Source organism: Azospirillum sp. TSO22-1, from assembly GCF_003116015.1.
Taxonomy (GTDB): Bacteria; Pseudomonadota; Alphaproteobacteria; order Azospirillales; family Azospirillaceae; genus Azospirillum.
Window position 1 is genome coordinate 175,795 of the sequence record NZ_LGQZ01000014.1, and the last position, 23,070, is coordinate 198,864.

Annotated in this window: 18 protein-coding genes; 8 read left to right on the plus strand and 10 right to left on the minus strand. The window is 69.6% G+C overall.

The window, feature by feature from the left end:
• The first annotated feature begins 86 nt into the window (after nt 1-86).
• Nucleotides 87-611, plus strand: a complete 525-nt coding sequence (locus TSO221_RS05145) for a peptidylprolyl isomerase (protein ID WP_247877926.1) — start codon at nt 87-89, stop codon at nt 609-611.
• Nucleotides 612-649: 38 nt separating this feature from the next.
• Here TSO221_RS05145 and TSO221_RS05150 read toward each other — a convergent pair whose 3' ends face one another.
• Nucleotides 650-3,229 carry a serine/threonine-protein kinase gene (locus TSO221_RS05150; protein ID WP_247877919.1) on the minus strand — a complete coding sequence of 860 codons (2,580 nt, stop codon included), beginning with the start codon at nt 3,227-3,229 and terminating at the stop codon, nt 650-652.
• A gap of 246 nt (nt 3,230-3,475) precedes the next feature.
• On the opposite strand from TSO221_RS05150, the gene TSO221_RS05155 reads away from it, so the two are divergent.
• Nucleotides 3,476-4,378, plus strand: a complete 903-nt coding sequence (locus TSO221_RS05155) for an aldose 1-epimerase (RefSeq protein ID WP_109117399.1) — start codon at nt 3,476-3,478, stop codon at nt 4,376-4,378.
• On the opposite strand, the gene TSO221_RS05160 is transcribed toward TSO221_RS05155, so the two are convergent.
• Both TSO221_RS05160 and TSO221_RS05165 read right to left on the minus strand, forming a co-directional pair.
• A complete protein-coding gene (locus TSO221_RS05160) occupies nt 4,375-5,166 on the minus strand; it encodes a lysozyme inhibitor LprI family protein (RefSeq protein WP_109117400.1) in 792 nt (263 codons plus the stop codon). The two genes, TSO221_RS05155 and TSO221_RS05160, sit on opposite strands and share 4 nt — an antisense overlap.
• A 20-nt stretch (nt 5,167-5,186) precedes the next feature.
• Nucleotides 5,187-6,035, minus strand: coding sequence for a hypothetical protein (locus TSO221_RS05165; RefSeq protein WP_247877920.1), 849 nt, complete (start codon nt 6,033-6,035; stop codon nt 5,187-5,189).
• Nucleotides 6,036-6,482: 447 nt separating this feature from the next.
• Between TSO221_RS05165 and TSO221_RS05170 the strand changes: the two genes are divergently transcribed.
• The 5 genes from TSO221_RS05170 to TSO221_RS05185 all read left to right on the plus strand — a co-directional run bounded on the left by TSO221_RS05170 (nt 6,483) and on the right by TSO221_RS05185 (nt 12,033).
• The gene (locus TSO221_RS05170) at nt 6,483-7,625 is read left to right on the plus strand and encodes a di-heme-cytochrome C peroxidase (protein ID WP_109117401.1); all 1,143 of its coding nucleotides are present in this window, start codon (nt 6,483-6,485) and stop codon (nt 7,623-7,625) included.
• Nucleotides 7,626-7,643: 18 nt separating this feature from the next.
• Nucleotides 7,644-8,390 carry a hypothetical protein gene (locus TSO221_RS05175; protein ID WP_158283991.1) on the plus strand — a complete coding sequence of 249 codons (747 nt, stop codon included), beginning with the start codon at nt 7,644-7,646 and terminating at the stop codon, nt 8,388-8,390.
• On the plus strand, nt 8,363-8,536 hold the full coding sequence (locus tag TSO221_RS35280) for a hypothetical protein (RefSeq protein WP_158283992.1): 174 nt from the start codon (nt 8,363-8,365) through the stop codon (nt 8,534-8,536). Before TSO221_RS05175 ends, TSO221_RS35280 begins: the two co-directional genes overlap by 28 nt.
• Nucleotides 8,537-8,642: 106 nt before the next feature.
• A complete protein-coding gene (locus tag TSO221_RS05180; RefSeq protein WP_247877921.1) occupies nt 8,643-11,159 on the plus strand; it encodes a circularly permuted type 2 ATP-grasp protein in 2,517 nt (838 codons plus the stop codon).
• Nucleotides 11,160-11,169: 10 nt separating this feature from the next.
• Complete coding sequence (locus TSO221_RS05185; RefSeq protein WP_109117403.1) at nt 11,170-12,033, plus strand: transglutaminase family protein; 864 nt, start codon at nt 11,170-11,172, stop codon at nt 12,031-12,033.
• A gap of 27 nt (nt 12,034-12,060) precedes the next feature.
• Here TSO221_RS05185 and TSO221_RS05190 read toward each other — a convergent pair whose 3' ends face one another.
• Complete coding sequence (locus tag TSO221_RS05190; protein ID WP_109117404.1) at nt 12,061-12,642, minus strand: HupE/UreJ family protein; 582 nt, start codon at nt 12,640-12,642, stop codon at nt 12,061-12,063.
• A gap of 143 nt (nt 12,643-12,785) precedes the next feature.
• On the opposite strand from TSO221_RS05190, the gene nikR reads away from it, so the two are divergent.
• Nucleotides 12,786-13,295, plus strand: coding sequence for a nickel-responsive transcriptional regulator NikR (gene nikR / locus TSO221_RS05195; RefSeq protein WP_109117405.1), 510 nt, complete (start codon nt 12,786-12,788; stop codon nt 13,293-13,295).
• Here the strand turns inward: nikR and TSO221_RS05200 are convergent, their stop codons facing one another.
• From TSO221_RS05200 to TSO221_RS05225, 6 genes are all read right to left on the minus strand, one after another.
• On the minus strand, nt 13,296-13,679 hold the full coding sequence (locus TSO221_RS05200; protein WP_109117406.1) for a response regulator: 384 nt from the start codon (nt 13,677-13,679) through the stop codon (nt 13,296-13,298). It lies immediately after the preceding gene.
• Nucleotides 13,672-15,243 carry an ATP-binding protein gene (locus TSO221_RS05205; RefSeq protein WP_109117407.1) on the minus strand — a complete coding sequence of 524 codons (1,572 nt, stop codon included), beginning with the start codon at nt 15,241-15,243 and terminating at the stop codon, nt 13,672-13,674. Before TSO221_RS05205 ends, TSO221_RS05200 begins: the two co-directional genes overlap by 8 nt.
• A gap of 168 nt (nt 15,244-15,411) precedes the next feature.
• A complete protein-coding gene (locus TSO221_RS05210; RefSeq protein ID WP_109117408.1) occupies nt 15,412-17,019 on the minus strand; it encodes a peptide chain release factor 3 in 1,608 nt (535 codons plus the stop codon).
• 373 nt (nt 17,020-17,392) lie between these two features.
• On the minus strand, nt 17,393-18,406 hold the full coding sequence (locus TSO221_RS05215) for an aspartate-semialdehyde dehydrogenase (protein WP_109117409.1): 1,014 nt from the start codon (nt 18,404-18,406) through the stop codon (nt 17,393-17,395).
• Nucleotides 18,407-18,646: 240 nt separating this feature from the next.
• Nucleotides 18,647-20,332: a HAMP domain-containing methyl-accepting chemotaxis protein gene (locus TSO221_RS05220; protein ID WP_109117410.1), complete on the minus strand. Its 1,686-nt coding sequence runs from the start codon at nt 20,330-20,332 to the stop codon at nt 18,647-18,649.
• Between the two features lie 205 nt (nt 20,333-20,537).
• Nucleotides 20,538-23,036: a glycogen/starch/alpha-glucan phosphorylase gene (locus tag TSO221_RS05225; protein ID WP_109117411.1), complete on the minus strand. Its 2,499-nt coding sequence runs from the start codon at nt 23,034-23,036 to the stop codon at nt 20,538-20,540.
• Nucleotides 23,037-23,070: the final 34 nt, after the last annotated feature.

Here is a 23,070-nt window from a genome sequence, read left to right on the forward strand (position 1 = left end):
CAACCGCCCGCGTTTCCCCTATCGTCCCTCCGCCGCATCGGCACATCGGAGAGTTTCTCATGTTTCGGTTGGTGCGCATCGCAACGATGGCGCTGCTCAGCGCCTTTTTCATCGCAGGGGAGGCTTTCGCCTTGGATCCGGAAAACACCCTTTACCTCGACCTGAAGGACGGTCGCGTCGTGATCGAGATGCGCCCCGATCTGGCTCCCGGCCACGTCGCCCGCATCAAGGAACTGGCCCGCGCCGGCTTCTACGACGGCGTCGTCTTCCATCGCGTCATCGACGGCTTCATGGCGCAGACCGGCGACCCGACGGGCACCGGCTCGGGCGGTTCGGGCAAGCCGAAGCTGAAGGCCGAGTTCAACAACGAGCCGCACGTGCGCGGCACCGTGTCGATGGCCCGCACGCCCGACCCGAACAGCGCCGACAGCCAGTTCTTCATCTGCTTCGGCCCGGCCTCGTTCCTGGACAAGCAATACACGGTCTGGGGCAAGGTCGTCGAAGGCATGGACTTCGTCGACATGATCAAGAAGGGCGACCAGGCGCGCAACGGCAGCGTCAAGGATCCCGACAAGATCATCAAGATGCAGGTCGCGGCCGACGCCAAGTAAGCGTCCCGCAACACACCCCGCCGGCCCGGCCGGCGGGGTCAGGCCATGGCCGTGGTGAAGGCCTTCAGCAGGTCCTTCATGCTCTGCGGCCGGTCCTGCAAGCGCATGGCGAGGCCGCCCATCAGCACCTTCTCGAACGCCGGCGTCAGCTGCACGCCGACGGCGGAGGGCTTTGGCACGTTGTCGTTCATGAAACGCCCGGTGGCGTCCGGCGGCGGCTTGCCGGTCAGCGCGCAGTACATGGTGGCGCACAGCGCATAGACGTCGGTCCACGGCCCCTGCTTGCCGTCCTGCGAGTACTGCTCGGGTGGGGCGTAACCCGGCTTGAGGATCACCGTCAGGTTGGCCGCCTGCCCGGCCGCGTGGCGCGCCGCGCCGAAGTCCAGCAGCTTGCGCTCCCCCGATGCGGTCAGGAAGATGTTGTCGGGGCTGATGTCGCGGTGGATCAGGCCCTGGTCGTGCACGGTCTGCAGGGCCTTCATGATCGGCGCCATCACCGCCAGCACACGCCGCGCGTCAAGCTTGCCGCCGCTCTCCGCGATGTACTTCTTGAGCGTGCCGCCCTCCAGCAGTTCCATGACGATGTAGGCGGTGCCGTTCTCCTCGAAGAAATCCTGAACGCCGACGATCTCCTTCACGTCGCGCAGCCGCGCCAGCATCCGCGCCTCGTCGAGAAACTTGGCAAGGCCGGCGGTGAAACCCTTGGCGTGCTCATCGGAGAACGGAGTCACGTCGGAGCTGCCGGGCACCCGGGAGATCAGGTTGGCCGGGTAGTACTCCTTCACCGCGACCTTGACGTGCAGCCGCTCGTCCCAGCCCAGGTAGGTGGCGCCGAACCCGCCCTGCCCCAGCACCCGGCCGACGCGGTAGCGCCCCTGCAAGGCGGTGCCCGGTATCAGGTGGATGCCGGGACGGCCGTCGCTACGCTTGGGGTAGCCGCAGGCGGCGCAAGGCTCCGCGGGCACCTTCTGTTCGAAGCAGCTGGCGCAGCGGGTATCCTCCAGCGCCGGAGCGGCGGGACGGACGGGCGCCGGAGCGGGAGGCGCCGTGGGGGGGGCGGGCCGCATCGGCTGCGCCACCGTGGGTGCCGTCTCGACCGTCGCCACGGTGGCCGGGAACGGCGCGGCGGCGGGGCCCCGGACAGCGGCGACCGGCACCGTCAGGCCGCTCGGCGGCGGCGCCTGCCGCAACCGTTCAAGCAGTTCGAACAGCCGCCGCACCTCGGCCTGCGCCACGTCGGAGCCCTGCTGGCCGGACAACTCCAACTGGAACTGCGGCTGCTTGGCGATCTCCAGGATGTGCTGGCGCAGCAGCGGGTAGGCCCCGTCACCGCGCACGAGGCCGGAGGTCGCCAACTCCGCCAGCCGGATGACGCGGCGGCGCAACACCGGCTCGACCTGGCGCAGGCGGTGCACCAGCCGGCCGCGCTTGGTGAAATCGTCGACGACGTTGCCCAACCGCTCGGCCAGCCGCCCCCGCACCTCGTCGAGCAGCGGCGAGCGCCCGATCGCTTCGACCGTGCCGATGATGTGCTGGCGGACGAGATCGAGGTCCGGCGACTGGACGATGACGTTTTCGATCAGCAGTTCGTTGTTGAGCGCCGCCTCCATCGCCTCGACGATGTCGGGGCGCAGCTTCTCGCCGGCCGGCGAGGATGCCGCAGCGAGCAGGTAGCGCAGCCGGGCGAACAGGTCGGCCTGAGTCTCGGCGATGGCCAGCACCGACTGCCGGAACGCCGTGGCGCCGCCTTGCTCAAGCCGGCGGGAATAGCGCACCGCCAGCGCTTCGGCCATCGGCGCGTCGCCGACCACGCCCTCACGGGTCAGCAGCTGGCCCATGACCGCCTTCAGCACCTGGGCGTCGTCCGCCGGCACGCGCCCAAGCGGCTGCGGAGCGCGCAGGATGCGGCGGATGCGGTCCAGCACCGCGGCCCGCGCCTGCGGCAGCTTGCCCTGCCGGAACATGGCGTTGAGCAGCCCCATGCGGTTCGGACCCAGCGCCGAGCCCACCGTGGTGCGCCCCAGCAGCAGTTCGCACAGCGTCGTCGCCATGCTCCCCGGCGACAGCGGAGTGCCGTGCAACTCCTGCACCGCCGCCGCGGAGGACAGGATGTCGGCGAAGCAGCCGTCAACAGCCGCCGCCAGCCGCTCATCGCGGTCCCATTGCAGCAGCTGGTTCAGCCGGTCGAACTTGCCCGACCACGACCGCAGCGCCGTCAAGTCGAGACTGAGCGCCACACGGAGGTCGTATTCGAAGTTGCCGGTGGGCGTCTTGCCGGGCTCCATGGCCATGATCTGCTCGACCATGGGGCGGGACTTCGGCAGCTCCGCGAAGGCGATCTGCGCGCCGCGGGCCTTGGTCTGCGTGTCGCCGATGGCGTTCTGGATCGCCAGGCGGCGCGTGCGCGCGTCCTGCCCGGGCGCTCGGGCCTGCGCCGCCGTCACCTTGATCAGCGCGTTCTCGACCAGTTGCCCCTGCTCCAGCAGCGCCTTCAGATGCTTGAGGGAGTGGATGACCTCCGTCGGCGTCAGGATCTGGGAGTCGAGGTGCTGGCGCAGCACGATCCCCATCACGGTGCGCCCAAGCGGCCCGTGATAATCGGCCAGCGTCTGGCACACCTCGGCTTCGTCGAGGGAGCCGAGGGTCGCGGGGGGCGGCCGTTGTGCTGCCTTGGGCTCCATGATCCGGAACGATTGGTGTGCGGAGGCCCCCATTGTCGGGGGAACGGGTAAATCCACCGTATACTAGAGGCGCGATCGCAAGAAAAATACCTACATTCTTCGCAATGCGGCGCTCCCCTTCCCTTCGCAGGTGCGGTACGATTGTGAGCCCCATCCCGGATCGCACGAGGAGCCGACGTGCCCATGACCGACACCCTCGGCCCGGTCGTGCTCCGGCACGGCCTGATGGAATGCGTTGCGGCGCCGCACATCGGTGGGGCGATCGCCCGGCTGACGCTGTGGGGCGACGACGGCCCGCTGCACCTGCTGCGTCCGACGCCGGGCAGCGCGCTGGATGGCGGTTCGGCGGCCGATCTCGCCTGCTTCCCGCTGGTTCCCTTCTCCAACCGCATCGCCGGTGGACGTTTCCGCTTTGAGGGGATGGACGTGGCGCTGCCGCTCAACCACCCGCACTGCACGCATCCGCTGCACGGCCATGGCTGGGAGCATCCCTGGACCGTCGAGGCGCAGGACGACACCACGTTGCGCCTGGGATACCGCCACACCGCCGATACCTGGCCCTGGGCATACCGCGCCGCGCAGACCATCACGGTGCGTCCCGACGGCCTGGAGGTGCGGCTGGAGATCGAGAACGAAAGCGGCCGCCCGATGCCCGCCGGCCTCGGCCTGCACCCCTACCTGCCGAAGCCGCCGGGCACCCGGCTGACGGCCGCCGTCGGCTCGGTGTGGCTGGGCGACGCCACGTTGCTGCCGCGCGAACGCGCACCGGTGCCGGACCGCTGGGGCTTCCCGGACGGGCGGATCATGGACGAGGTGGTGGTGGACAACGGCTTCCCCGGCTGGGACGGCCGCGCCGCCGTGGACTGGCCGCACCTCGGACGCCGCTTGGTGATCGAGGCGGACCCGCTGTTCGGCCACCTCGTGGTTTACGCGCCGCGGGGCGAGGGCTACCTGTGCGTGGAGCCGGTCAGTCACATGATCGACGCCGTCAACCATTCCGAGGAGGCCGACGCCGGTCTGCGCACCCTGCCGCCGGACGCCAGCCTGTCGGGCACGGTGCGGTTGCGGCTGGAGGCGCTGGCTTAGCGGCAGCGCACGAACGTCGCGCCGAAGGCGAAGGGCTGCTCCAGGCGCAATGCGACGCGGTCCAGGCGCGCGCTCTCGCCCGGCTCCAGGCGCAACGTGCCGCGTGGCGCGGCCCCTTCCCCGGAGAAGCTCACCCCATCGGACGGATCGTTGCCCGCGAAGGCGACGCGGCCGTCCACCGGAAGCGTCTCGATGCGCGGGTCGCGCAGCGCGAACTGGCCGTCCTTGCCGATCTCAAGATAGGCGGTGCGGCAGTCGTCTATGGGGCGCCGGGTTGCCGGATCGGCCTTCGCCCAGCGACCGTTCAGCGCCGCCAGCTGCACCGCCCGGCGCGGCGGCGCGGCGCCGGCGCGCTGCGGCGGCAGCTTGATCGGCTCGGCCTCGGTGATGGTCAACGGCAGCGCCCGCACGCCGTCGCGCTCGCCCTTCAGATCGGCCTGGAGCTGCACGACGCGCTGCTCCGCCACCCGGGTCAGGCACTCCACGCGATCCTGGGCCCTGGGCGGCGCCTTGAGGTCGGCCGCCGTGACCGGGCAGGCCTCGTCACGGCGACGCATCCAGTCGCGCTGGGCGACGACCAGCTTCTCGCGGCGCTCGCCGTTCAGCGCCGCGTCCAGTTCCTTCACCGCACCGTCGAGCCGTTCTTCCGCCGCGACCAGCGCCTCGTCCTTGCAGATCAACTGGTCGACGGGGCGCTTCGCCTGCGCGCAGTCGGGGCCGACCGCCTGCGCCGCACCGGCGGCCAGGATCCCAAAGGACAGGGCGAAGGACAGGGCAAGGAGGCGCATGGAAGCACTCGGGCTGAAACTCAGGACGGGAAGGCTTCCAGCACGCTCTTCACCTGCCGCTGGAAATCCGGATCCGACCGGTAGCGCATGAGGACCGTCTTGTCACGCTGGACGTAGAACATCATCTCGTCGCGCGACGGCAGCGAGCGCGGGTTCGGCTTCTCCAGGAGCTGCCCGCTCCAGTCGATGCGCGCCATGAAATAGCAGGCGCGCGAGAAGAACATGAACAATTTGTTGTCCGGCTGCAGTTTTTCCCGGCGCAGCAGCGCGTAATAATAGTACTGCCGCCCATGAAAGTAGACCGCGTAGATATTCTGCAACGCCGCGAAGCGCTCGTCGGGACTGCTGACCTTCTTGATCTGGCGTTCCAGCTTGAAGCCGGCGTGGAAGTACTCTTTGGCCTCGTGCTCGAACGAGAAGGCGACGCCGCCCTTCATGGCGCTCATCTGCTCGCCGTACTTCTTGAGGATGCGGCTCGCCAGGATCTCCAGGAAGCGGCGTTCCGCGCCCAGTTCCTGCGGCAATTGCGGAATCATGTCGAAGACGTGCCGCAGGTGGTACGGGTGGCGCACGATGATGACCGGCACCGCCCTGCCGCCGCGCCCCTGCGGCCCGCGCCGCTCCGCCAGCGTCACCGCTGGAGAGACGGAGGCCAGAACCGAGGCGATGGTGTCCTGCAGCTTCCAGCGCAGCCGCGTCGTCTGCGACCCGTTGCCCAGGTTCAGCCCGGACAGGAAGCGCGACATCCGGCTCCGCCAGGTTTCCTTCGGGCGCCTGTGGATGGGCAGGTTCTGCACCACCAGCGGGTTGCCCAGCACGTCGTCGGCCGGGGGCAACGGGTTGAAGTTGAAGTACTTGCCGGTGACCACACCGCGCCCAGCCCCCGACTCGGCTGATGCCGAGCGAGCCTTGGAACCAGACGTCGCGGCGGTCAATGACACCATGGACCGGCGATTCCCCGTGTGCCCATCATTCGTTAAATGGAGGTGGCGCGTGGGCCTTGGCAAGCCTCGCTGCCATCGCGCTTATCGTTAACTTTAAGAATGGTTCATTGATAGAAAAAACAGTACCGCCGGTGCAGCGATTCCCGAAGCGTTGCCGTCGCGCCACGCGGCTGAGTCGTCCCTGTCTTGCCAACCCTCCCCGTCCCAGGTTGTTCCGGGCATAGAAACTGAGTGATAACGAATATCGCGGTATGCGTTTACTTATCGCTCCACGCAACAACTCATAATCCATTACGGCCGCCCCAGGTCGTGTCGTACCGTGCCGCCCCCCGTATGCACGATAACAGACAAGCCGCTTTGGGAGAGATCGACGTGACCAACCGCCTGTTCGCCACGCTGGCCGCCGGCACGCTGCTGCTGGCCGGCTGCGCCGAGCCGCCGCCCGAACCGCCCCGCCCAGTTCCCGTCAACCCGCCGCAGCAGGTCGGCAGCCTCTGGTACCTGGACCAGAACTGGAACCCGGACGTCCGCGAGTGGTACTACAACACCACGCAGGGCTCGCAGATCATGCCCTACGACTGGTTCATGGCGCTGGTCGACCCGGCCACCGGCAAGCCGCTCGCCGACAGCCTGGTGCCGCGCTTCGGCTACCTCGCGGACGCGCCGAACAGGTTCAATCCCGACAAGCTGGCGGTGGGCTTCGTCAAGGACACCGATCCCGACACCGGCGCCACCTGGATCGGCATGACCTGCGCGGCGTGCCACACCGGTGACCTGAAGGTCGGCGCCAACATTTTGCGCATCGACGGCGCGCCGACCACCGGCGACCTGCTCGCCCTCATCACCGCGTTGCGCGACGCGGTGGAGGCCACCCGCAAGGACGACGCGGCGTTCGGCGCCTTCGCCGCCAAGGTGCTGAAGAGCCAAACCAAGGCCCAGAAGGACAAGCTGCGCGCCGACTTCGGCAAATTCTCGAAGGAGTTCGCGACCTTCGTGAAGGAAAGCACGCCGACCGTCGCCACCTGGGGCCCGGGCCGCACCGACGCCTTCCAGATGATCTTCAACCGGATCTCGGTCATAGACATGGGGATCCCGACGAACAACGTATCGCCGAACGCACCTGTCAGCTACCCGTTCCTGTGGGACGCGCCCCTGCAGCCGGTCGTGCAGTACGACGGCGCGGTGCCCAACAAGAATCGCGTCGACGCCCTGGTCCGCAACGCCGGCGAGGTGTTGGGCGTGTTCGGCAAGGCGATGCTGAAGAAGCCGACTCCCCTGCACTACTATTATGATTCGACGGTGCGCGGTAAGCAACTGGTGGAGATGGAGGAGCAACTCCGCACGCTCCGGTCCCCGGTGTGGCCCGACCAGATCACCGGACGCATCGACCCGGTCAAGAAGGACGCCGGCGCGGCGCTCTACAAGGAGAACTGCGAGGGTTGCCACGCCGTCGTGCCGCGCGGCGAGACCGTCACCTCCGAGATCCCGGTGACCATGCAGCCGTTGTTCACCTAGAAGGCGCCGCTGCAGACCGTGTTGCCGGTGCTGTGCACCCAGGGGCCGCAGGCCGCGGTGGACAAGGGCATGCTCAGCTACACCAGCCTGCGCACCGACCCGGTGATGGCGGTGATGGCGGTGTGCCGGCGCGTCAACACCACGCCGATCGCCGGCGTCACCATGCCGCCGCTGATCGGCAAGCCGCTGGGCAACCCGGATTCGGGCGTCGCGGTGCTCGGCAACGTGGTGATCGGCAGCCTGATCGGCGACATCGTCAAGGACCCGTCGCTGCTCGCCGCCCTGTTGGAGGACGACCAGCACGAGCTGCGGACTCCGTCGTCGGCCGCCGCGTCGGCCCCGGCCGCCAGCCCGGCCGCCCGCGCCACCGCCGCCCCGGTGAGCGCCGCCAAGCCGGTCGGTTCGGTGGTGCCGCTGAAGGACACCCGTCCCTTTACCCAACCCAAGGCCGGCGAGCCGGAGAGCGAGCAGGCCAAGGTCATCGCCCAGAAGCTGGCCCGCACCTTCACGCCGGCCCGTGCCCCGACAGCCGCGGTGCACGCCGCCAAGCCGAAGGCCTCCGCCCCGGCGGTCGCCGCCGCACCGGCCAACCCCGACGCGGCGATCGAGAGCCTGTTCGCCTACAAGGCCCGTCCGCTCGACGGCGTCTGGGCTACGGCACCTACCTGCACAACGGTTCGGTGCCGACGCTCTACGACCTGCTGCTGCCGGCCAAGGACCGCGCGACGAAGTTCGGCATGGGCTCGCAGACGCTGGACACCGTGAAGGTCGGCGTCGACGTCAAGGCGACCGACGCGCCCTGGCCGTTCGACGCCACCATCCGCGGCAACCTGAACAGCGGCCACGAATACGGCGCCAAGCTCGGCGACGAGCAGCGCTGGCAGCTGATCGAGTACCTGAAGCCCCTGTAGGCGGACCGCCCCCTCCCGCCCGCTGCGGCGCGGAGGGGGCACCCCCTTGCCAGGGCGGCGGCGGGCGTCCACACTCCCGCTGCGACACAGCCCAGCGGACCGCTTCTTGGCCGACACCTCGATTTCCTCCGTCGCGCAGGGCTCGCTGTTCGGCGAGGCCGACGCCCTCGGCTACACCACACCCGTCGTGTACGACGAGATGGTGGACGGCCGCGGCCGTTTGCGCCCGCACTGGCAGACCTTCATGGGCTCGCTGGGCGGCCTCGACCCCGGCCGCATGGCCGAACGGTGGGAGGAGGCGCGCCGGCTGCTGCACCAGAACGGCGTCACCTTCAACATCTACGGCGACCCGCAGGGCATGGAGCGGCCCTGGCCGCTCGACATGCTGCCGCTGGTCATCCCGCCCGAGGAATGGCAGACCATCGCCGCCGGGCTGGCGCAGCGTGCCCGGCTGCTGAACGCCGTGCTGGCGGACGTCTACGGGCCGCAGACGCTGGTGCGCGACGGCGCGCTGCCGCCGGCCCTGGTCTTCGCCGATCCCGGCTTCCGCCGCGCCGTGCACGGCGTGCCGGTGCCGGGCGGAACCCACCTGCACTTCTATGCCGCCGACCTCGCCCGCGCCGCCGACGGGCGCTGGTGGGTGATGTCCGATCGCACCCAGGCGCCGAGCGGCAGCGGCTACGCGCTGGAGAACCGCGCGGTGCTGACCCGCGTGCTGCCCGACAGCTTCCGCGTCTGCCGGGTCGAGCGGCTGGCGCCGTTCTTCGCCGACTTCCGCGAGACGCTGGCCTCGCTCGCCCCGCGCGGCGGGACGGGGCGCATCGTGCTGCTCACCCCAGGGCCCTACAACGAGACCTATTTCGAACACGTCTACCTCGCCCGCCACCTCGGCATCACGCTGGTGGAGGGTGCCGACCTGACGGTGCGCGACCGCCGCGTCTGGCTGAAGACGCTGTCGGGGTTGGAGCCGGTGGACGTCATCCTGCGCCGCCTCGACGACGACTTCGCCGACCCGCTGGCGCTGCGCGTCGACAGTTCGCTCGGTGTCGCCGGCCTCGCCGAGGCGGTGCGCGCCGGGACCGTGGCGGTCGCCAACGCGCTGGGCAGCGGCCTGCTCGAATCCCTGTCGTTCCGCCCCTTCCTCGACGGCCTGAACGAGCGGCTGTTCGGCGAGGAGCTGATCCTGCCGCACGTCGCCACCTGGTGGTGCGGCCAGGAGGCCGAGTGCGCCCACGTGCTGGAGCATCTGGACGAGCTGGTCATCGCCCCCGCCTTCCGCTCCTTGCCCTTCGATCCGGTGCACGGCCATACGCTGTCGGTGGCGCAGCGCGACGACCTGGCCGCCCGGATCCGGCGCAGTCCGTGGGCCTTCGTGGCCCACCAGCCGCCCGGGCTATCGACGGCCCCGGTGTGGGAGGGCGACCACCTCCAGCCGCGGCCGCTGGTGCTGCGCGTCTTCCTGTGCGCCACGCCGGACGGCGGCTACACCGCCATGCCCGGCGGCCTGACCCGCGTCTGCGCCGAGCCGGGACGGTTGATCGTCTCCATGCAGCACGGCGGCGGCAGCAAGGACACCTGGGTCCTCTCGTCGAGCCGCCGCGTCGAGCCGATGGCGCACCGCGCGGTGCCGGACGCCCGGCCACTGCGGGCGGCCACCGGCGACCTGCCCAGCCGCGTCGCCGACGGCCTGTTCTGGCTCGGCCGCTACGCCGAGCGGGCGGAGGGCTGCGTGCGCCTGCTGCGCGGCGCCTATGGCCGGGTGACCGACGGCAACCAGCCGGGCGCGCCCGAGGAGCTGAGGGTGCTGCTGCACATGATGGCTCCGCTCGGCGTCATCCCCTGGGAGCTGACGCGCATGGCCACCAGCCGCGGGCTGGACAGCGCGCTGCGCGCCGCCGTCTTCGACGAAAGCCACCCCAACAGCCTGCGCGCCAACGTGCTGCGCCTGCACCGCGCCGGCTACAGCGTGCGCGACCGCCTGTCGCTCGACCTCTGGCGCGTCATCTCGCAGCTCGACCGGCAGAGCCAGACGCCGGCCCGGCGCATTGACGCGGCGGCGCTGCTGCTGCGCCTGGACGACCTGATGACTTCGCTGGCCGCGCTGGCCGGGCTGGAGCAGGAAAGCATGATGCGCGGCCACGGCTGGCGCTTCCTCGACATGGGCCGCCGCATGGAGCGCGCCGTGCACATGGTGTCGCTGGTGCGCTGCACCCGCCTCGCCTCGCCCGAGCCGCCGGACGCCGACACCGAGGCGGCGTCGCTCGAGGTGCTGCTGGAACTGGGTGAGAGCTTCATGGCCTACCGGGAGCGGACGCTGGCCGGCGTGGACCGCGGACCGGTGCTCGACCTGCTTCTGCCCAGCGAGGAGAACCCGCGGGCGCTGGCCTTCCAGCTGGCCGCGCTGGAGCGGCATGTGGCCGCCCTGCCGCGCGGTTCCGGCGAGGCGAGCGCCGCCGCCATCCGCCTGGTCGCCGCGGCACGGACCGCGCTGCGCGGGTCGGAGGCGCTGCACCATCCCGAGGCGCTGCGCACCGCGCTGGACGCGCTGGGGCAGACGCTGCCCGACCTCTCCAACCTGCTGGCACACGCCTATTTCAGCCATGCCTTCGCCCGACCCGCGTGAGCCCGCCCCGATGCGCTACCGCTGCCGCCACGTGACCCGGTACGATTACGGCGACGACGTGCCGGTGTCGCACCACCTCGTCCACCTGCGCCCCCGGCCGCACCCGCGCCAGCGCGTGCAGAGCTTCGCGTTGCGCGTCACGCCATCAACGGCGCTGACCGCCGACCACGATGACCATTTCGGCAACCCCGTCAGCTACGTCGCCGTGCAGGAGCCGCACCGCCGCCTGACCATCGTCGCGGAAAGCGAGGTGGAGGTGTCCGCCTCCCCGATCCTCGACCTGGAAGAGACGCCGGCGTGGGAGGATCTGGTCGGTGCGCCGGGCGACGCGGCGACGGTGGCGCAGTTCGCCTTCAACAGCACGCTGGTGACGGCGACGCCGAACCTTGCCGACTTCGCGCGGTCGTCCTTCGGCGAGGGCCGGCCGGTGGCGGTGGCGGCGCTCGACCTGATGCGGCGCATCCACCGCGACTTCACCTTCGATCCGACCGCCACCACGGTGACGACGCCGTTGGCCGAGGTGCTGCAGAAGCGCCGGGGCGTGTGCCAGGACTTCGCCCACCTGCTGGTCGGCGGGCTGCGCTCCATGGGGTTGGCGGCGCGCTACGTCAGCGGCTACCTGCGCACGCTGCCGCCACCGGGCCAGCCGCGGCTGGTCGGCGCCGACGTCAGCCACGCCTGGGTGTCGGTGTGGTGCGGTGGGGAAACCTGGCTGGACCTGTGCCCGACCAACGGGCAGATCGCGGACCGCGACTACATCACGGTCGCCTGGGGCCGCGACTACGACGATGTCAGCCCGGTGCGGGGGATCATTGTCGGCGGCGCCGGACACGGGCTGACGGTCAGCGTCGACGTCGAGCCCATCGAGGATTAGGGGGCGCCGGAGCGCCCCCTCCCCGGATCAGACCGCCATCAGGGCGACGCCGCTGGCCGCCACGGCGGCGCCGGCGACGCGGACGGCCATGCCGTGGATCGCGCGGAAGCCGGCGATGCCCAGCAGGTGCAGCAGGCCGGTGGCGGCGACGAAGCCGACGGCGTACAGGGCCGGGGCGGCGGCCTCCGGCGCCTCGGCGCCGTGAGCGTGGCCGTGGAACACCGCGAAGGTGCCGACGATGGCGGCGCCCAGCCACACCGACGGACGCACCGCCAGCGCGACCAGCGAGCCCAGAACCACCAGCGAGGCGGCGATGCCCAGTTCCACCGACGGCAGCGCGACGCCGTTCAGGCCCAGCAGGCCGCCGGCCAGCATCATGCCCATGAAGCTCAGCGGCACCGCCCACAGGGCGCGGCCGCCGCGCTGCGCGGCCCACAGGCCGACGGTGACCATCGCCAGCAGGTGGTCGAGGCCGCCGAACGGGTGGGTGAAGCCGTGGACGAACCCGGCGTCGTGCGCGCCGCCGGTGTGGGCCTGCGCCGCGCCGGCCAGACCGATGATGCCGGCGGCTAGGACCGCCCCCAGGGTACGCTGTGTCGTGGTGTGCATCGTTGCGCCTCTCGCTGCGCCCGTTGGCGGGCTTGTATGAAGTCCCGCAAATTTTTCATACGTGAGCTGGGCGGTCAACAGCGGATGCGCCGGGCGGGTTGCCGTGCTAACCACGTGGCCGAAGAGATCCGGGAAGGAAGCCCATGGAACGCGTCACCGTGTCGCTGGACGACGACCTGCTGGCCCAGTTCGACGACTACATCCGCCGCACCGGCTACGCCAACCGGTCCGAGGCGGTGCGCGACCTGATCCGCGGCAAGCTGGAGGCCGACCGGCTGGAGCGCGACCGGGCGCCGGACTGCGTCGCCTGCGTCAGCTACGTATACGACCATCACGAGCGCGAACTGTCGCGCCGCATCACCCAGGCGCACCACGCCCACCACGACCTGACGCACTCGACGCTGCACATCCACCTCGACCACGACTCGTGCCTGGAGGTGGCGGTGCTGAAGGGCCGGACCGACGCGGTGCGCGACTTCGCCAACGCCCTGATGGCCGAGCGCGGCGTCCGGCACGGGCACCTGCACCTGGTGCCGGCGGACGTCAGCGTGGTGCCGCATCCGCACACCCATGATCACCATCACGACCGTGGGCACGACCATGGGCACGACCATGGGCGCGAGCCGCACGTCCACCACCACCCGAAGACCTGATCAGGCCGCGCCGTTCAGCATCCGCTCCAGCGTGTCGAGGATGGCCTGCGGACTGACCGGCTTGCGCAGGATCTCCAGCGGGCGCCACGCGCCGTTGGTGAGCGCGTCGTCGGCGGACTCCGCCGTCAGATAGCCGGTCATGACGATCACCGGCAGCGTCGGGCTCATGCCGCGCAGTTCGCGGATCAGGCCGCGGCCGTCCAGGCGCGGCATGCGCAGGTCGGTGATGACGATGTCCGCCGGGTCGTCGCGCAGGCGCTCCACCGCCTCCTGCCCGTCGCCGGCCAAGGTGACGCGGTAGCCCTTGCGGGACAGGAAATCCTCGATCGCTATGGCGGCGAGCGCCTCGTCCTCGGCGACCAGGACATGGCGGCGGTCAGACATGGGCCATCTCCACGTCGCGGAGCGAAGGGCGGGTCACCGGCAGGGTGATGGTGAAGCGCACGCCGCGGCGGCCATCGCCGTGGTCGATGTTGGCCGCCTCGATCCGGCCGCGCATCGCCTCGACGATGCCGTAGCCGATCGACAGGCCGAGGCCGGAGCCCTTGCCGACCTCCTTGGTGGTGAAGAACGGGTCGAAGACGCGCGACAGCACCGCCTCGTCAATCCCGCCGCCGTCGTCGGTGACGGCGATGCAGGCGGTCTGCCGCTCGCCGTTCACCAGGAAGCCGACCTGGATGCGCCCCACCCGCTCTCCGGCCTCCTGTCGGTCGAGGATGGCGTCGCGCGCGTTGGACAGCAGGTTGAGCACCACCTGCTCCAGCTGGAACGGCCGGCCGCGCACCATGCAGGTCTTCTCGTCCAGTTCCGCATTCACCGTGATGCCGTCCAGCGCGTACTGGTTCTGCACCAGTTCGACCGCCGAGCGCACGCTCTCCACCGGGGCGAAGACCTGGGTGCCGCCGCCGTCGCGCCGGCTGAAGGTGCGCATGTGGTCGATGATCTTGCCCATGCGGTCGGTCTGCTCGCCGATCAGGGTCAGCACCTTGTCGATGCGGCCCGGATCGAGGTCGCCGTCGCGCAGGCGGGACAACGCGTTCTCCGCCCAGATGCGGATGATGTTGAGCGGCTGGCTCATCTCGTGCGCCATGCCGGCGGCCAGCGTGCCGAGCGTCGCCAGCTTGGAGGCCTGCACCAGTTCCTCCTGCAGCGCCTTGCGCTCGGTGATGTCGCGCGCGCTGCCGAGCAGCTGCACGATATGGCCGTGGGCGTCGCGCATGGGGACCAGCACGGTGTGCCAGGTGCGGCGGCCGTTCGGCAGGTCGAGCGTCTCCTCGTAGTCGATGGGCCGGCCGGCGGCGACGCATTCCGTGTAGCGCGCCTTGACGTGCGCCGCGATGTCGGGCGGCAGCGCCTCGTCCACCGGGCGGCCGCAGATCTGCGCCGGATCGAGGCCGGTGGCGCGGGCGTGCGCCGGGTTGATGGTGTCGATGACGAACGCCCCGTCCGAGCGCACGATGACGACGAACAGGCTTTCGGCGAGGTTGTTGAAGAAGCTGGCGTAGCGCGCCTCGGCCTGCCGGCGCTCCTCGATCTCGCGGTGCAGCGCCTGGTTGGCGATGCGCAGCTGCGTCGGGCTGGGCAGCGCCAGCGCCCGCGGCATCAGCAGCCACAGCGCCACCGCGGTCAGCACCGACACCGCCGCCGTCGCCGCCTTGACGATGCCCTGGAGGCCATAGTCGGGGTTCCACAGCGTCCACACGCCGAAGAAGTGCGTGGTGCCGCAGGCCAGGATGAAGGCGGCGAACAGCCAGAACACCCAGCTGAACGCCACGTCGCGCCGCTTCCACACGAAGTACACCAGCGCCAGCGGGATCGAGTAGTAGGCCAGCCCGGTCAGCACGTCGGAGGAGACGTGCAGCGCCAGAAGCTCCGGCTGCCAGAGCAGGCAGATGCCGTGCGGCAGGAAATGGCTGGTGTCGAAGATGTTGACCGGTCCGCCGGGCATGCTTCTGCACTCCCCAATGCCGTCGAAGCGGACGGGGCGCGGATGGTCGAGGTCGGCGACGCGCTCCCGCTGAACGGCTTCGCCCCACCGTCGAGCACCGAGGTGGAGGTGTCAAGCCGACTTTCGGGCGGCGGCGTAGTTCGAAAGATCATCCGCCGCCCGTAAAGGTCAGGCCGCCGTCTGCACCTTGCGGTTCTGCTCGCGCGTCTTGAGGAAGCGCAGGGTCGGGAAGTCCTCCTGCGTGCGGTTGAGGTGCCAGGCGTTGCGCGCCAGGAACACCAGCGCGCCGTCGTGGTCCTCGCCCAGCGCCGAGCGGTTCAGGTCGATGAACTTCTGCAAGGCGGCCTTGTCGTCCGTCTCGATCCAGCGGGCGGCGTCGACGCCGGCCCCCTCGAACTTGGCGGTGATGCCGTACTCCGCCTCGATGCGGGCGGCCAGCACCTCGAACTGCAGCTGGCCGACGACACCGACGATCCAGTCGGCGCCGGACAGCGGCTTGAAGACCTGGGAGGCGCCCTCCTCGGCGAAGTGCTCCAGCGCCTTGCGCAGGTGCTTCACCCGCATCGGGTCGTCCAGGCGGGCGCGCTGAAGGAGTTCCGGCGCGAAGCTCGGCACGCCGGTGAAGCGGATCTCCTCGCCCTCGGTCAGCGTGTCGCCGATGCGCAGGGAGCCGTGGTTCGGGATGCCGATGATGTCGCCGGGCCACGCCTCCTCGGCCAGCTCGCGGTCGCGGGCCAGGAACAGCACGGCGTTGTTGACCGCCAGCAGCTTGCCGGAGCGCATGTGCTTCAGCTTGGCGCCGCGCCTGAACTTGCCGGAGCACAGGCGGACGAAGGCGATGCGGTCGCGGTGGTTCGGGTCCATGTTGGCCTGGACCTTGAACACGAAGCCGGTGACCTTGTCCTCCGACGGCTCGACGGTGCGCGGCTCGGCCGGCTGCGGGCGCGGCGGCGGGGCGTTCTCGGCCAGCCCGGTCAGCAGCTCCTGGACGCCGAAGTTGTTGATCGCCGAGCCGAAATAGATCGGCGTCAGGTGGCCGGCGCGGTACTCGTCGAGGTCGAAGGCCGGCATCAGGCCGCGCGCCATCTCCACGTCCTCGCGCAGCTTGGCGACGGCGTGGGCGGGCAGCAGCTCGTCCAGCTTCGGGTCGTCGAGGCCGTTGCACTCGACGCCCTCGCTGACCTCGTCGCCCTTGGTGCGGTCCATGAGGACGAGGCGGTCGCGGATCAGGTCGTAGCAGCCCAGGAAGTCGCGGCCCATGCCGATCGGCCAGCTCGCCGGCGTGACGTGGATCTGCAGCGCCTCCTCGATCTCGGAGATGAGGTCGAAGGGATCGCGCGCCTCGCGGTCCATCTTGTTGCAGAAGGTGGTGATCGGCACGTCGCGCAGGCGGCAGACCTCGAACAGCTTGAGGGTCTGCGCCTCGATGCCCTTGGCGCCGTCGATGACCATCACCGCGCTGTCCACCGCGGTCAGCGTGCGGTAGGTGTCCTCCGAGAAGTCCTCGTGGCCCGGCGTGTCCAGCAGGTTGAAGGTGCGGCCGTCGTAGTCGAAGGTCATCACCGACGCGGTCACCGAGATGCCGCGCTCGCGCTCCACCTTCATCCAGTCGGACTTGGCGCGCCGCTGCTCGCCGCGCGCCTTCACGGCGCCCGCCATCTGGATGGCGCCGCCGAACAGCAGCAGCTTCTCGGTCAGCGTGGTCTTGCCGGCGTCCGGGTGCGCGATGATCGCGAAGGTCCGTCGCCGGGAAACGGCGTCCTCAAGTCCGGACATGCCTGATCCCAAGTGATGTGTGATGCGCGCCTTAGATAGCAGCGCGACGGGCGCGGTTCCAGTGCGCCGGTAGCGGGTGCCGGCGAATGGAACAGAGTGGAACACCGTGGAACAATGTGCGGAGGCTGTTCAGTTCACACTTCGCTCCGGCGGCATTCCCGCCCTTCAAGGACTTTCATCCTATGGAAAACGAACGCTGGACGCAAGCGCGCGTTTCCAGCGCAGGAAGCCTGAAAATCCCTCTCCCGCCCCGGGAGAGGGGGGCCGCGCAGCGGCCGGGTGAGGGTAAATCCAAGGATCCTTGACCCTACCCTCACCCTCCCGCCCTACGGGCGGGCCCCTCCCTCTCCCGGGACGGGAGAGGGGAACTAAGTCACAGCGCCAGCTCGGCGATCTGCACCGCGTTCAGCGCCGCGCCCTTGAGCAGCTGGTCGCCGCAGACGAACAGGTCGAGGCCGTGGTCGCCGAACACCAGATTGGTGCGGATGCGGCCGACCTCGACGTCGAACTGGCCGGAGGCGTTCAGCGGCATCGGGTAGACGCCGTTGGCCGGATCGTCGGTCAGCTTGACGCCCGGCGCGTCGGACAGCACGCGGCGCGCCGCGTCCGGCGTGACCGGCTGGATGGTCTCGACGGTGATCGCCTCGGAGTGCGCGCGGTAGGTCGGGATGCGCACCGCCGTGCAGGACAGCGGCAGGTCCGGCAGGTCCAGGATCTTCCGCGTCTCCCAGGTGACCTTCATCTCTTCCTTGGTGTAGCCGTTGTCCTGGAAGGCGTCGATCTGCGGGATCAGGTTGAACGGGATCGGGTGGCGGAAGACGCTGTTCGCCGCCGGCTGGCCGTTCAGCACGTTGCGGGTCTGCTCCTCCAGCTCGGCCATGCCCTCGGCGCCGGCGCCGCTGGTCGCCTGGTAGGTGGAGACGATGACGCGCTTCAGGCCGAACGCCTTGTGCAGGGGGCCGAGCGCCACCACGGCGATGGCCGTCGTGCAGTTCGGGTTGGCGATCAGGCGCTTGGCCGGGTCGTAGGCCGAGGCGTTGATCTCCGGCACGATCAGCGGGATCTCCGGGTCGTAGCGGAAGGCCGAGGAGTTGTCGATCACCAGCGGGCCGGCCGCGGCGATGGCCGGGGCGTGCGCCTTGGCGAAGTCGCCGGACACGGCGAGCAGCACCACGTCGCAGTCCTTCACCAGGTCCAGCGAGTACTCCTGGAGGGTGATCGCGCCGTACGGGGTCTCCACCACCTTGCCGGCGCTGCGGCCGGAGGCCAGCAGGCGCAGCTCGGCCACAGGGAAGCTGCGGCGGTGGAGGACGTCGATCATCTCGCGGCCGACGGCGCCGGTGGCGCCGACGATGGCGACCTTCTTGGAAGAACTGGCGGCAGACATCTTCAAGCTACTCCGTCCTGTGTGCGGGGCCCCGGCGGGCGGCGGACCGGAGCCCTGATACGACAAGGGCCCCGTCCGTGTCCGGCGGGGCCCTCGTGGTGGGTGTCGTTGCGCTGTTACCGCACGCCACGTCCGCAAGGCCCGCCGGAGCGAGTCTTTTTGGTCGTGGTAGTGGTCTTGGCGAACGAGCGGATCATGGCGCCATCCATACGCGAAGGCGTGCGGCTTGTAAAGCGGCACTCAGCCAACGCGCACCGTGCGGATGAAATCCTCCACGGCGCTGCGCATCGACTCCGCCAACCGCGACAGGCCGTCGGCGGCGCTCACCGTCTCCCCGGCCATGCGGCCGGTCTGCCCGGCGGCCTGACTGACGCCGGCGATGTTGTGCGAAACCTCCTGCGTGCCGTGCGAGGCCTGCTGGACGTTGCGGCTGATCTCCTGGGTCGCCGCCCCCTGTTCCTGCACCGCCGAGGCGATGGTTGAGGCGATCTCGCTCATGCGGCCGATGGTGCCGGTGATGCCGCGGATCGCCTCCACCGCCACGCCGGTGACCTGCTGCATCTGGGCGACCTGCGCCTGGATGTCCTCGGTCGCCTTGGCGGTCTGGTTGGCGAGGTTCTTCACCTCCGAGGCGACGACCGCGAAGCCCTTGCCCGCTTCGCCAGCACGGGCGGCTTCGATGGTGGCGTTCAGCGCCAGCAGGTTGGTCTGCGAGGCGATGTCGTTGATCAGGCTCACCACCTCGCCGATCTTGTTGGCGGCCTCGGAGAGGGAGGCGACGGTGGCGTTGGTGCGGCTGGCCTCGTCGACGGCGACGCCGGCGATGCGCGCGGATTCGCTGACCTGGCGGCTGATCTCGCCGACCGAGCTGGTCAGTTCCTCTGCCGCGGCGGAGACGGTCTGCACGTTGGCGGTCGCCTGCTCGGCGGCGGCGGCGACCGCCACCGACTGCCGGTTGGTCTGGTCAGCCGCGGCCGACAGCGTGGAGGCGGTGGTGTGCAGCCCCTCCGCCGCCTGATGCACGCGCTCGACGAGGCCCTTGACGCTCTCTTCGAAGCTGCCGGCCATCTGGTTCAGCGTGCGCTTGCGCTCGACCTCGCCCTGGCGGCGCTGTTCCTCCTGCTCGGCGACCAGACGGCGGTTTTCCAGGCCATTGGCCTTGAAGGTCTCCAGCGCGCCGGCGAGCCGGCCCAACTCGTCGGTCTGGTCGCGGCACGGCACGGCGACCTCGAGGTCGCCGCCGGCCACCCGCGTCATGGCCTCGGTCATGCTGCGCAGCGGACGCGACACGGCAAAGACGATCAGGAACACCGCGAGCGTCAACCCGACCGCGATGCCGGCGACGCTGACCAACGTCAGCTGAACGATCGCCTGATCGTTGGCCGCGGTCTGGGTGGCGACGATCTCGTCCTGGCCCTTCATGGTCCGCTCGACGATACCCTGGAACGCGGTGCGCGCGTCGGCGTAGAGCGGCAGGCTGGCGGCGATGGCCTTCATGGCGCCGGCGATGTCGCCGCGCTCCATCAGGGCATTCGTCTCACGCTCGATGACTTCGAAGCGGTTGGCGGTCTGGGTGATGAGCGTGAGGTTCTGGCGCTCCTGCGCCGGCAGCACGGCGTCGAGCTTGGCGATCCGCTCGCGCAGCGTGGCCAGTTCCTGCACGGTCAGGTCCCGCGCGCGCTTGAGCTGTTCGGCCTCCCCGCGCAGCGGCAGCGACAGCATCAGGCGAGCGTAGTTGGTGAAGCTGGTGTTGGCCCGCGAGGCCAGCACCATGATGTCGCTGGCGGCGTCCACATCCTGCAGGGTGTGGGCTACCCGCCGCACCGTCGCCTGCCCCATCACGGCGAGAACCCCCGACAGCACCGACAGCAGAACGACCACCGACAGCAGCTTCGGCGCGATGCCGACCTTGCCCAACCAACGCATGAACGACTCTCCCGCAAACGCTGGATGCTCGGCATTTCAGTAAAATGCTTTCGCCAGCAAACTATCCCTTCGCACCAATAAGCATACCCGAATGCCGGAATTCAACATTAGTTGTTGGTGATACCTGCCCCCAGCCAAAACGCGGACGCCCCCGCGGTGCGGGCCGCGGGGGCGTCGGAGACGGAACGTGGAGGCGGACGAGGGCTCAGCGGAACCCTGTCCCGTTGCTGTCCGGGATCACCGGGTGCACGTCCCAGATCTCCTCGGCGTACTCGCTGATCGTGCGGTCGGAGGAGAACCAGCCCATGCTGGCGGTGTTGATGATCGCCTTGCGGGTCCACTCCTCCGGATCCCGGTACAGCTCCATGGCGCGCTCCTGCGCCAGGCAATAGTCCTCGAAGTCGGCGGTCACCAGGAAGTGGTCGCCGCCGTCGGTCAGCGCCTGCAGGATCGGGTGGAAGCGGTTGGGGTCGTCCGGCGAGAAGACGCCGGTGGAGATCATGTCCAGCGCCCGCTTCAGCGCCGGGTTGGCGGCGATCACCTGGCGCGGGTTGTAGGCGCCGCCCTCGCGCAGGGAATTCGCCTCCTCCGCCGACAGGCCGAAGATGAAGATGTTGTCGTCGCCGACGTGCTCCTTGATCTCGACGTTGGCGCCGTCGAGCGTGCCGATGGTCAAGGCACCGTTCAGCGCCAGCTTCATGTTGCCGGTGCCCGACGCCTCCATGCCGGCGGTCGAGATCTGCTCGGACAGGTCGGCGGCCGGGATGATGATCTCCGCGGCCGTGACGTTGTAGTTCGGCAGGTAGACGACCTTGAGCTTGTCGTGCAGCACCGGGTCGTGGTTCACCACCTTGGCGACGTCGTTGATCAGCTTGATGATCAGCTTCGCCATCTGGTAGGCGGGGGCCGCCTTGCCGGCGAACACCTTGGTGACCGGCACCCAGTTGACCGTCGGGTTGTCGCGCATGTCGTTGTACAGCGCGATGGTCTGCAGGATGTTCAGCAACTGGCGCTTGTACTCGTGCATGCGCTTGACCTGCACGTCGAACAGGCTGTCGACGTTGATCTCGGTGCCGGTCTGGCGCGCGATGTAGGCGGCGAGGCGCTTCTTGTTCTTGCGCTTGGCGCGGCGGAACTCCTCGCGGAAGGCGGGATCGTCGGCCTTCGGCAGGATCGCCTTGATCTGGTCGAGGTCGTGCACCCAGCCGTCGCCGATGCGGCTGGAGATCAGCTCGGCCAGCGGGCGGTTCGCCTGATGCAGCCAGCGGCGCGGCGTGATGCCGTTGGTCTTGTTGTTGATGCGATCCGGGAACTCGGCGTGGAAGTCGGCGAACACCGTCTGCTTCATCAGGTCGGTGTGCAGCGCCGACACGCCGTTCACCTTGTGCGAGCCGAGGAACGCCAGATTGCCCATGCGCACGCGGCGCTCGCCGCGCTCGTCGATCAGCGACAGCCGCGACAGCCGCGCGTTGTCGCCGGATGCCCGCGCCTTCGAGCGATTGAGGAAGCGCGCGTTGATCTCGTAGATGATCTGCATATGGCGCGGCAGCACGCGCTCCAGCAGCCGCACCGGCCACGCCTCCAGCGCCTCGGGCAGCAGCGTGTGGTTGGTGTAGGAGAAGCAGCCGCGGGTGATCTCCCACGCCTTCTCCCACTGCACGGCGTGCTGGTCGACCAGCAGGCGCATCATCTCGGCGATGCCGATGGACGGGTGCGTGTCGTTGAGCTGGATCGCCGCCTTCGCCGGCAGGTTCTCGAAATCGGCGTGATGCTGCAGATAGCGGCGGATGATGTCCTGCAGCGAGGCCGAGGTGAAGAAGTACTCCTGCTTCAGGCGCAGCTCGCGCCCGGTCTCGGTCGCGTCGTTGGGATAGAGGACGCGGCTGAGGTTCTCGGTCATCACCTTCTGCTCGACCGCCTTCATGTAGGCGCCGTCGTTGAAGTGGCCGAAGTTGAAGTCGCGCGTGGCGCGCGCCGACCACAGGCGCAGCGTGTTGATGGTCTTGCCGCCGAAGCCGACCACCGGCGTGTCGTAGGCCATGGCCAGCACGCGCTCGGCGTCGACCCAGCGGTAGGCCTTCTCGCCGACGCTGTCGCGGAACTCCTCGACGCGGCCGTAGAACTGCACGGGGTACAGCACCTCGGGGCGGGCGAACTCCCACGGGTTGCCGAACTGCAGCCACTGCTCCGGGTACTCGACCTGCCAGCCGTGCTCGAAGCGCTGCTCGAACAGGCCGAACTCGTAGCGGATGCCGTAGCCGTAGCCGGGCAGCCCCTGGCTCGCCATGCTGTCGAGGAAGCAGGCGGCGAGACGGCCGAGGCCGCCGTTGCCCAGCGCCGCGTCCGGCTCGGCGTCCACCACCTCATCCAGCGTCAGCCCGATCTGGTCGAGCGCCTGCCGGCAGGCATCCATGATGCCGAGGTTGGACAGGCTGTTGGTCAGCAGCCGGCCGATCAGGAATTCCAGCGACATGTAGTACACGCGCTTGGAATCCTGCTGGTAGTAGGTGCGGGTGGTGTCCATCCAGCGGTCGACCAGCCGGTCGCGGACCGACAGGGCCACGGTGTGGAACCAGTCGCGCCGGGTGGCGGCGCGCGCGTCCTTGCCAACCGAATAGACCAGCCACTCCAGGAACGAGCGTTTCAGCCCGTCCACGTCCAGGCTGCGCCGTTCGATCTCGCTGGCTTTGTGCCGAGCATCCATAGCGTGTCGATGTCCTTCGTTCGGGCGAACCGGT